The organism is Bacillota bacterium (assembly GCA_018333655.1).
GTDB lineage: Bacteria > Bacillota > UBA994 > UBA994 > UBA994 > BS524.
In genome coordinates this window covers 1-7642 of record JAGXTJ010000019.1, presented here as the reverse complement: position 1 = coordinate 7642, position 7642 = coordinate 1, and the positions used below count along the sequence as shown (strand labels likewise).

Sequence of the window (7642 nt, the reverse complement as noted above, 5' to 3'; positions counted from 1 at the left end):
CTCCCCTTTGTATTGTTTTGTTTGGCGATTAAACAATACCACAAAAGGGGTTGCCTTTTCGTTTTATTCTTTTAAGTTAAGCTATCGCGACAGCGATTTCGTTCTTCGTTTTGTCGCAGAGCATCCGACAAAACGAACCGTCCCCCGTGTCGATCAGTCTGCCGTCCCCTGTGTCGCTGTCTAGGGAGCGGGTTTGACTACCAGGGAGCAATTATGCCCTCCAAAGCCAAAGGAGTTCTTGAGAGCGGCGCGTATCGGCATCTGCCGTGCGCCTTCGGCTACATAGTCTAGGTCGCAGTCGGGGTCCGGGTGCTCGAGATTGATGGTGGGGTGAACTACGCCCAGAAAGATGCTCTTCACCGTGGCGATAAGCTCGACAGCCCCCGCCGCGCCAAGTAGATGCCCGATCATGGACTTTGTGGAGCTAATGGCGAGGTTTTTGGCGTGTTCGCCGAAAACTATTTTGATGGCCTTTGTTTCTAAACGATCGTTTAGATCGGTCGAAGTGCCGTGGGCGTTTACATAGTCTATATCGCTTGGCGATAGCCCGGCGTCTTGTAAAGCTAGCCGCATACACCTCGTCGTACCTGCGGCCTCGGGGTCGGGCGAGGTAATATGATAGGCATCGTTAGTCGCGGCATACCCAGCGACTTCGGCGTAAATCCTGGCACCCCGGGCTAGAGCATGGTCGAGACTCTCCAGTACGAGCACTCCCGCACCTTCCCCCATGACAAAGCCATCGCGGTTTTGGTCGAAGGGCCGACTGGCCTTGGTGGGATTGTCGTTACTAGTGCTAAGTGCGCGCGCTGCATTGAAGCCCGCTACAGACAGCGGCGTGATAGAGCCCTCGCTACCGCCTGCCAACATTACTTCGCAGTCCCCCCGCGCAATGACACGAAAAGCATCGCCCACGGCTTGGGCGCCGCTGGCACAGGCTGTCACTATATTGCTCGTAGGCCCTTTGAGACCAAAGGTAAGGGCAACTTGCCCTGCCCCCATATTGCCGATCATCATGGGAATAAAGAAGGGGCTGACTTTTTGCGGGCCCTTGTCTTTAAGGACAGTCCACTGCGCCTCCATGGTCTCTAGCCCCCCGATACCGGAACTGACATAGACGCCAATATCGGCCGCGTTGTCTGCACTGACAGCTATTCCGGCGTCTTTTAGCGCTAGCCCCGCTGCGGCTACGGCAAATTGAGCGAAGCGGTCCATGCGCTTGGCTTCTTTCTTGTCCATGTAAGCAGCTGGGTCAAAGTTCTTGACCTCGGCGGCGATTTGTGTGGCAAAATCCGTCGCGTCAAAGCGCGTAATTTTGGCCACGCCCGATTGTCCTGCCAATAATGCCTCCCAGAAGTCATGATGCCCTATACCGATAGGCGAAACGACTCCCAGACCTGTAATAACAACTCTTCTCATCGTTCCCTCCCCTTAGGCTAACTTAGCACTTACGTAGTCTAGGGCATCTTGCACATTGCTTATCTTATCCATATCGGCTTCTGGAATGGAAATTGAAAACTCTTCTTCTAGGCCCATCACTAGTTCCACTAAGTCCAAAGAATCTGCACCAAGATCGCCCTTAAATGAGGCTGTGGGCACGATCCTTTGCTGCTCTACGGAAAGTTTGTCGACGATGACTTTACGCATCCGCTCTAATATCTCCACTTCTACACCTCCTTTCATCGAGTTCTACATTACCATGCCGCCGTCAACACAGAGCACCTGCCCCGTGATGTAGTCAGCACCTGCACCAGACAAAAACGCCACTGCAGCCGCTACATCTCGGGGAGTACCGGGACGGCCTTGGGGAATTGTGGAAAGAAGTGCCTCTTTAATCGCACCGGGAAGCTGCGCCGCCATGCCCGCATCTATAAAGCCAGGCGCCACAACATTGCAGGTAATTCCTCGACTGGCGAGCTCTTTGGCCATGCTCTTGGTGAAACCAACCAGCCCCGCTTTTGCAGCGGCATAATTTGCCTGGCCTATGTTGCCCCTTAGCCCGACGACCGAGCCTACGTTAATAATCTTGCCGCTTTTCTGCTTGAGCATTACTCTAGAGGCAGCGCGACAGACTAAAAAAACAGCGGTAAGATTGACGTCTAAAACGTCTTGCCAGTCTTTAAGTTTCATGGTGAGAACGAGCGAATCACGGGATATGCCGGCGTTATTCACCACTACATCTAGCCGGCCATAGGACGCCGCAATGTCGGCAAAAAGCTGTGCCACTTCACTCTCATTGGCTAAATTGCCATGGCAGACCTCGGCTTCTTGGCCATGGCTACGTATGCTGGCCACCAAGTCTAGGGCTTCGTCTTGCTTGGTATTGTAGTGCACGAGCACCCTGAAGCCGTTTGCCGCAAGCTCACGGCAAATGGCCTGGCCGACCCCCCCTGCCCCTCCGGTGACTAAGGCTATCTTCATCTTAGCACCTCGAGAACTCTCTCCAGACTATCGGCCTTATCGAGGCTGTAGACTGTGGCTCCTTTATCAATGCGCTTGATAAAAGAACTTAAGGTGCTGCCTGGGCCGACCTCGACAAAGTGGGTGTAGCCATCGGCCAGCAGGCGGCGTACACCTGCCTCAAACCTGACGGGGCTGCTCACCTGTAGCTCCAAAAGAGGAACAAGGTCATGGGGGGCAAAGTACTCTCCCGTGACATTACTGGCCACCGGAATCTGTGGCGCAAGTAGCTTGGCCCTCTCCAAATGCGGCCGCAGGGCAGTGCCAGCGCCACGCAAGAGAGAGGTGTGAAAGGGGGCACTGACTGGCAAGGTGACGACCCGTTTCGCGCCGAGCTCCTGGCATTTTTGCATAGCCTCTGCGACCGCCTGTGCCTCCCCCGCAATGGCTACCTGTCCAGGGCAATTGTAGTTGGCTACGCTAACCAAGCCGGCAGTGTTGGCACAGGCTTCTTCCACTATGTGCGTCTCAAGCCCCATTATGGCGGCTACTTTGCCCTGCCCCAGCGGAACTGCTTGCTGCATAAGCCGCCCACGTTCCCTTACTAGTCTTATGGCGGCACTAAAGCTAAGGCTTTCTGCGGCGACGAGGGCGCTGTATTCACCCAAAGAAAGCCCCACCGCCGCCTGCGGCACGATACCATGCGCCTTAAGCACGCGTGAAATAGCGGTACTAACTGTCAGGAGGGCAGGCTGGGTTACTTCAGTCTGGGCTAAGAATTCGACTGGTCCTTCCCATATCACTTCGCAGAGCGAAAAGTTAAGTGCCAAATCGGCCTCCTCAAAAACCTCTGCCGCTTCCTTAAATTTACCTGCCCAGTCTAGGCCCATGCCTACGTACTGACTCCCCTGTCCGGGAAAGAGAAAGCCTAACTTGTCCATATGTCCCTCCCGAAGATTTTTTCCGTTTCGGCAATCAAGGCCGAGATAATTTCACCAACCGGAAGTATGTCCTTGATGAGGCCAGCTGACTGCCCCGCCATGGCCGAGCCGTTCTCCATGTCACCTGTAGAAAAAGCCAGCCGCAGCCTGCCGCTGCCTAGTGCGCTCAGTTCAGCAAAGCTCGCACCGCTTTTCTCAAGCTCCGCCAGTTCACGAGTTAGATTATTTTTCAATGCTCGCACGGGGTGACCGATTGAAGTTCCGCACACTACTGCATCTCTCTCAGAAGCATTGACAATGGCTTGTTTGTAATTGATATGCGCCTCGCACTCGGTGCTACATATAAAGCGCGTGCCTAGCTGCACACCCTCAGCACCCAGAACAAAGGCGGCTGCCATACCACGGCCATCGGCGATTCCTCCCGCCGCCACGACAGGTATGCCTACGGCGTCCACAATTTGCGGCACGAGCGTTAACGTGCCTACCTCACCGATGTGACCGCCGGCCTCGCTGCCTTCGGCAATTAGAGCGTCGGCACCTTGGCGCTCTAAACGCCGCGCCATGGCCAACGATGCCACCACCGGGATAACAATACAGCCGGCCGCTTTGAGCGCAGCCATGTAGAGGCCAGGACTACCCGCCCCCGTAGTAACAACGGGCACACGCTCCTCCGTCACCACTTTCATCACTGCTTCCACCTCGGGAGACAGTAGGAGCACATTGACACCAAAGGGCTTGGCGGTAAGTTCCCTCAAGCGATGTATTTCCTGTCGCACCCACTCTGCACTCGCATTCCCCGCCCCGATAATCCCTAAGCCTCCGGCCTCCGAGACGGCTGCGGCGAGGGGAGCCGTCGCTACCCAGGCCATCCCACCCTGCAGAATCGGGTACTTTATGTTAATTAAAGATGTTAGTCTGCGCATACCACACACCTACCATTCCAGCAAACATGCTCCCCAAGTCAAACCGCCACCAAACCCAATCAGCATAATTTTCTGCCCTGTTTTAAAAGTTGGCGCAAATTCATGAAGGGCAATTGGTATTGAGCCCGAGGAGATATTGCCATATTTCTCGACATTGATAAGTACCTTCTCGGGAGCAAGTTTCAGGCGCTTGGTAAAACCTTCGATAATCCGTAGGTTGGCCTGATGAGGGATGAAGTAGTCGATATCCCCAAAGCCTAATCCGAGTTTGGCAAGAAGGTCTCCCGCGGCCTCACCGACAATGCGCACGGCGAACTTATATACTTCCTGACCATTCATATGCACAAAGTGCTGCCTAGCTAGTACGGATTCGACTGTGGCCGGGGTTCGCGACCCCCCTGCGGGCATAGTTAGAACATCGCCCTGTGAACCATCGGAACCAAGGTGCACTCCAAGGATGCGGGCCCGCATTAGTGGCGTGCCCAGATGAGTGCCATCTTCACCACGGCTGACGACTGCGGCCCCCGCACCATCGCCGAAAAGCACGCAGGTATTGCGGTCCTGCCAATCGACAATGCGCGAGAGGGTCTCTCCGCCCACAACTAGTACATGTCGCCAAGTTCCCGCATAGATGGCATGGCGAGCGAGCTCTAAACCATAGACAAAGCCCGTGCAGGCGGCGCTGAGGTCAAAGGCTACCGCTTTCGTCGCCTTGAGACGAGATTGCAGAAGACAGGCTGTTGAAGGGAAGAGCATGTCCGGCGTTACCGTGGCCACGATAATGGCGTCGATGTCCGCACCGGCTAAGCCTGCACTCTCTAGAGCCTTCATCGCCGCGTGATATGCTAAATCTGATGTCGCCTCATTTGGTGCGGCGAGACGCCTCTCTTTGATCCCTGTGCGGGAGACAATCCATTCGTCTGTAGTATCGACGACACTTTCCAGTTCATTGTTCGTCATAATGCGTGTAGGCAAGTAAGCGCCTGTGCCGGTAATGGCGGCCGTATACAAGTTGCACCTCCCCGAAAATACCATAATTGCCCTAGCTCAATGTGCACGCTTTGTGCACATTGTTACTATACACATACAATTATGGCCTTGTCAAGACCATTTTATAACACATTTAAAAGCCGCCGATACTTATCGGCGGCTTTACTGCATGATGTTAGTCTAGACTATCTGCCGGGGGCAATGAACAAGGTCTCTGGGAAGGACAACCCACGTGTGCCGATAACTCCGCCTTGAATGCGTCTGTGGATGCCGACGACGCCATTACGTGCCTGGAGAAATACATATGGCAACACTTGGTTGAGACGCACTTCGAGCTGTTGGTAGATAGTTCTGCGCTCAGCGTCATCCATGGTGGTGCGACCTAGCATAATAAGGCGATCTACTTCAGCGTCATTCAGTTGCATATTGTTCATGCCGCGATTGAGACCGGTGGCTGGGTCGCGCCCTTGCGAAGAATGGAAGGCGGTGAAGGAATCTGGTTCCTCGGAAAAACTCCAACCCATGATGTTCATGTCAAAATCAGCCCTGTTCAGCCTCTCCACGAGTACTGACCATTCAAGGACTTCAGGACGCAGCTCAACACCGATGAGGCGCCACTGGCTAGTGAGCATGGCCAAGGTGTCGTGGCGCTCGGGGATACCCGTGCGGATGAGGAAGCGGAAAGACAGTCTCTGCCCTGCCGCATTAGTGCGAATACCATCGCGACCAACTGTCGTAAATCCAGCCTGCCTGAGAAGTTCTATGGCGCGGAAGCGGTTGTGGCGATAGGGATAGAGGTTAGGATTATGGGCCCAGTGCGAAGGCACGAGGTTACCGTGCACTAGGTCGGCACGATTATTATATACTGAGCGCACGATGGCCTCGCGGTCTGCTCCGTACATCAAGGCTTGACGCACTCTAAGATCACTCAAGATGGGATTTAGGAAGTTCAATCCGACATAGTCGTAGCCGAAGATGGCGGGTATCTCATGGAAATTAGCCGTATTAGCAAATCTAGCCATAACGGTGTCGATTTGGTCCGGAGGAATGGCGGCGCCCCAATCGATATCGCCGTTTTCCCACGCGGCGTGCAGAACATTAGAATCGGGGTAAGTTTTAACAATGACTCTGGCGATGAAAGGACCATCGAGATGCCAGTCGGGGTTACGCTCTAGCTCTACGAATTGCCCTCTCACCCAGCGGACAAAGCGGTAGGGACCAGCACCAATAGGCTGACGGCTGTAGTTGTGCGCAGCCATATCTCTGATGGCAGTGCCTTCGAAAACATGCTGGGGAATTAGCCCCATGGAGAGACGTCCAAGCAAGGTGGCGTCAGTATTGCGAAGTCTAAAGTCTACAACATGGTCGTTGACAACTACAATATCAGACACCGAAAGCAAGTCGCCCTGACGGCGGCCGGTATACTGCGGATGGCGAATGGCGTCAAAAGTAAATTTGACGTCGCGGGCTGTTAGGGGGCGACCATCGTGCCACTTCAGGCCGGGGCGTAGCCAAAAACGCCAGGTCATTTCTGCAGGTATCCACTGCCATCTGTCGGCTACGGCGTTAATTAACTCACCGTTTTGGTCGCGGCGTACCAGACCAATATGAGTCCGGCTCAAGATAAAGTTAGATTCAGTATCATTAGCCAAGATGGGGTTTAACACTACAGGGTCGGCGATGCGTCCGTGCGTAATGACGCCACCAACGGCGGGAAGAGTGGGCAGAGTGGCAGTAATGGCGACGCGGTTAGCGGCAGCCACCCACTCAACTTGTGCGCCCATGCTTTCGGCGACAAAGCGCAAGGGAACCATGGTGCGCCCGTTAATAATCTGCGGGGCTACGTCTAGGGTAGTGCTAGGACCATTTACCCAAGCGCTACGGTTGCCGATCTCGAGCACCACAGCTTGGCGCCCTCTGTAGCCGGCTACCGTGTTTGTGGCTTCGTTCCATGTTACCTCGGCCCCTAGTGCCTCAAAAATGGCACGAAAAGGAACCAAAGTGCGCCCGTTACGAATTACGGGGGCGACGTCAGCCACCAGTGGACGACCGTTAAAAACGATGTTGATGGTGTTTGCGCTAGCTGGAGCGGCACTGAGGTCTAGGACGGTCAGAACCATAACCGCCAAAACGAGGATGGATAGGATTTTTCGCAAGACATTTCCTCCTTCTTATTGGGGTAGCTTAGGCAAAAAATATGTATGTCTACACAACAATATTATAATCGTTATTGTGAACTTGGTCTATTGCTGAATGCTAAGATTATATTATACCAATGAAATATAATCTTTACAATTGCCTTTCCGAGGCAGCATTTGGCACTGTAAAGCCTAAGGTCGCGCCTTCACCTAGCCGACTGCGTACATACACAGAGCCACCATGGGCTTCGAT

8 protein-coding genes are annotated in these 7642 nt (G+C 54.1%); 1 reads left to right on the top strand and 7 read right to left on the bottom strand.

Annotated features, from left to right (window positions below; translation table 11 throughout):
* Positions 1-184: hypothetical protein (locus KGZ92_03850; protein ID MBS3888421.1), on the top strand; the 184-nt coding region annotated here is incomplete at its 5' end.
* Here KGZ92_03850 and fabF read toward each other — a convergent pair.
* From fabF to KGZ92_03815, 7 genes are all read right to left on the bottom strand, one after another.
* A complete protein-coding gene (gene fabF / locus KGZ92_03845) occupies positions 181-1416 on the bottom strand; it encodes a beta-ketoacyl-ACP synthase II (GenBank protein ID MBS3888420.1) in 1236 nt (411 codons plus the stop codon). The two genes, KGZ92_03850 and fabF, sit on opposite strands and share 4 nt — an antisense overlap.
* Positions 1417-1428: 12 nt before the next feature.
* Positions 1429-1680, bottom strand: a complete 252-nt coding sequence (locus KGZ92_03840) for an acyl carrier protein (protein MBS3888419.1) — start codon at positions 1678-1680, stop codon at positions 1429-1431.
* Positions 1681-1686: 6 nt separating this feature from the next.
* The gene (gene fabG / locus KGZ92_03835; protein MBS3888418.1) at positions 1687-2418 is read right to left on the bottom strand and encodes a 3-oxoacyl-[acyl-carrier-protein] reductase; all 732 of its coding nucleotides are present in this window, start codon (positions 2416-2418) and stop codon (positions 1687-1689) included.
* Positions 2415-3338 (bottom strand): ACP S-malonyltransferase, encoded by a 924-nt coding sequence (gene fabD / locus KGZ92_03830; protein ID MBS3888417.1) that lies wholly within the window; start codon positions 3336-3338, stop codon positions 2415-2417. The genes fabG and fabD overlap by 4 nt, the downstream gene beginning before the upstream one ends.
* Positions 3326-4261, bottom strand: coding sequence for an enoyl-[acyl-carrier-protein] reductase FabK (fabK, locus tag KGZ92_03825; GenBank protein MBS3888416.1), 936 nt, complete (start codon positions 4259-4261; stop codon positions 3326-3328). Before fabK ends, fabD begins: the two co-directional genes overlap by 13 nt.
* A 9-nt stretch (positions 4262-4270) precedes the next feature.
* Positions 4271-5296 carry a ketoacyl-ACP synthase III gene (locus KGZ92_03820; GenBank protein MBS3888415.1) on the bottom strand — a complete coding sequence of 342 codons (1026 nt, stop codon included), beginning with the start codon at positions 5294-5296 and terminating at the stop codon, positions 4271-4273.
* Positions 5297-5436: 140 nt separating this feature from the next.
* The gene (locus tag KGZ92_03815) at positions 5437-7407 is read right to left on the bottom strand and encodes a hypothetical protein (protein MBS3888414.1); all 1971 of its coding nucleotides are present in this window, start codon (positions 7405-7407) and stop codon (positions 5437-5439) included.
* Between the last annotated feature and the right edge of the window lie 235 nt (positions 7408-7642).

What these genes read in the sequence shown, in the direction of transcription:
- fabF (MBS3888420.1), bottom strand. Translation starts at nt 1,416, where the DNA reads ATGAGAAGAGTTGTTATTACAGGTCTGGGAGTCGTTTCGCCTATCGGT.
- KGZ92_03840 (MBS3888419.1), bottom strand. Translation starts at nt 1,680, where the DNA reads ATGAAAGGAGGTGTAGAAGTGGAGATATTAGAGCGGATGCGTAAAGTC.
- fabG (MBS3888418.1), bottom strand. Translation starts at nt 2,418, where the DNA reads ATGAAGATAGCCTTAGTCACCGGAGGGGCAGGGGGGGTCGGCCAGGCC.
- fabD (MBS3888417.1), bottom strand. Translation starts at nt 3,338, where the DNA reads ATGGACAAGTTAGGCTTTCTCTTTCCCGGACAGGGGAGTCAGTACGTA.
- fabK (MBS3888416.1), bottom strand. Translation starts at nt 4,261, where the DNA reads ATGCGCAGACTAACATCTTTAATTAACATAAAGTACCCGATTCTGCAG.
- KGZ92_03820 (MBS3888415.1), bottom strand. Translation starts at nt 5,296, where the DNA reads ATGGTATTTTCGGGGAGGTGCAACTTGTATACGGCCGCCATTACCGGC.